The organism is Burkholderia sp. MSh2 (assembly GCF_000731655.1).
GTDB lineage: Bacteria > Pseudomonadota > Gammaproteobacteria > Burkholderiales > Burkholderiaceae > Burkholderia > Burkholderia paludis.
In genome coordinates this window covers 1-1480 of record NZ_JPGM01000150.1, presented here as the reverse complement: position 1 = coordinate 1480, position 1480 = coordinate 1, and the positions used below count along the sequence as shown (strand labels likewise).

The 1480-nt window shown below is 66.6% G+C and carries 1 protein-coding gene and 2 pseudogenes; all 3 read left to right on the top strand.

What is annotated here, in order from left to right; translation table 11 throughout:
* Positions 1-117, top strand: a pseudogene (locus GQ57_RS42910) (electron transfer flavoprotein subunit beta/FixA family protein); the annotation flags it as partial.
* Positions 118-133: 16 nt separating this feature from the next.
* Positions 134-1081 (top strand): electron transfer flavoprotein subunit alpha/FixB family protein, encoded by a 948-nt coding sequence (locus tag GQ57_RS37975; protein ID WP_034200622.1) that lies wholly within the window; start codon positions 134-136, stop codon positions 1079-1081.
* Positions 1082-1178: 97 nt separating this feature from the next.
* A pseudogene (locus tag GQ57_RS37970) lies at positions 1179-1480 on the top strand (acyl-CoA dehydrogenase); the annotation flags it as partial.

Sequence of the window (1480 nt, the reverse complement as noted above, 5' to 3'; positions counted from 1 at the left end):
CAGCCCCGTCTGAAGACGCTGAAGGTGGTCGAGCCGCCGAAGCGCGCGGCCGGCGTGAAGGTGCCGGACGTGAAGACGCTGGTCGGGAAGCTGAAGACCGAAGCCAAGGTGCTGTAAGAGGGAGCGCAAGGAAATGACGATACTGGTGATTGCAGAACACGACAACGCGTCGGTCAAGGCCGCGACGTTGAACACGGTGGCGGCGGCAGCCGAGGTGGGCAAATTCGTCGGCGGCGACATTCACGTGCTGGTCGCGGGCCACGACGCGCAACGCGCGGCCGACGCGGCAGCGAAGATCGCGGGCGTTTCGAAAGTACTGCTGGCCGATGCGCCGCAGCTCGAAGCGGGCCTCGCGGAAAACGTCGAAGCGACCGCGTTGAACGTTGCGAAGGATTACTCGCACATCCTCGCGCCGGCCACGGCCTACGGCAAGAACATCGCGCCGCGTATCGCCGCGAAGCTGGACGTCGCGCAGATCTCGGACATCACGGCGGTTGACAGTGCCGACACGTTCGAGCGCCCGATCTACGCGGGCAACGCGATCGCGACGGTGCAGTCGAGCGACCCGATCAAGGTGATCACGGTGCGCGCGACGGGCTTCGATCCGGTGGCGGCGGAAGGCGGCAGCGCGGCGGTCGAGAAGATCGACGCAGCGGCCGATGCAGGCAAGTCGCAGTTCGTGAGCCGTGAAGTGACGAAGCTGGACCGTCCGGAGCTGACCAGCGCGAGCATCATCGTGTCGGGCGGCCGCGGCCTGGGCAGCGGCGAGAACTACACGAAGGTGCTGGAGCCGCTGGCCGACAAGCTGTCGGCAGCACTCGGCGCATCGCGCGCGGCGGTCGACGCCGGCTACGTGCCGAACGACTACCAGGTCGGCCAGACCGGCAAGATCGTCGCGCCGCAGCTGTACATCGCGGTCGGCATCTCGGGTGCGATCCAGCATCTGGCCGGCATGAAGGATTCGAAGGTGATCGTCGCGATCAACAAGGATCCGGAAGCGCCGATCTTCGGCGTGGCCGACTACGGCCTCGTCGGCGATCTGTTCGCGCTCGTGCCGGAGCTCGTGACCGAGCTCGGCTGACACGGCGTGACGCTTCAGCGTTAGGCACACGGGAAAAGGGGCGCGACGAGCGCCCCTTTTTTTCGCCATCGACAGAAGAGAGAACAGGAGACGCACCATGAGTTACGCCGCCCCCGTCAAGGACATGCTGTTCGTGCTGAAGGAGCTCGCAGGCATCGACGCCGTTGCGCAGTTGCCGGGCTTCGAGGATGCCGGCTACGACACCGCGCAGGCCGTGCTCGACGAATCCGCGAAATTCTGCGGCGAGGTGCTCGCGCCGCTGAACGTCGAAGGCGACCGCAACCCGAGCAGCTGGAAGGATGGCGTCGTGACCGCGACGCCGGGCTTCGCGCAAGCGTTCCGCCAGTTCGTCGAGGGCGGCTGGCAGGGGCTGCAGCATCCGGCCGAATACGACGGCCA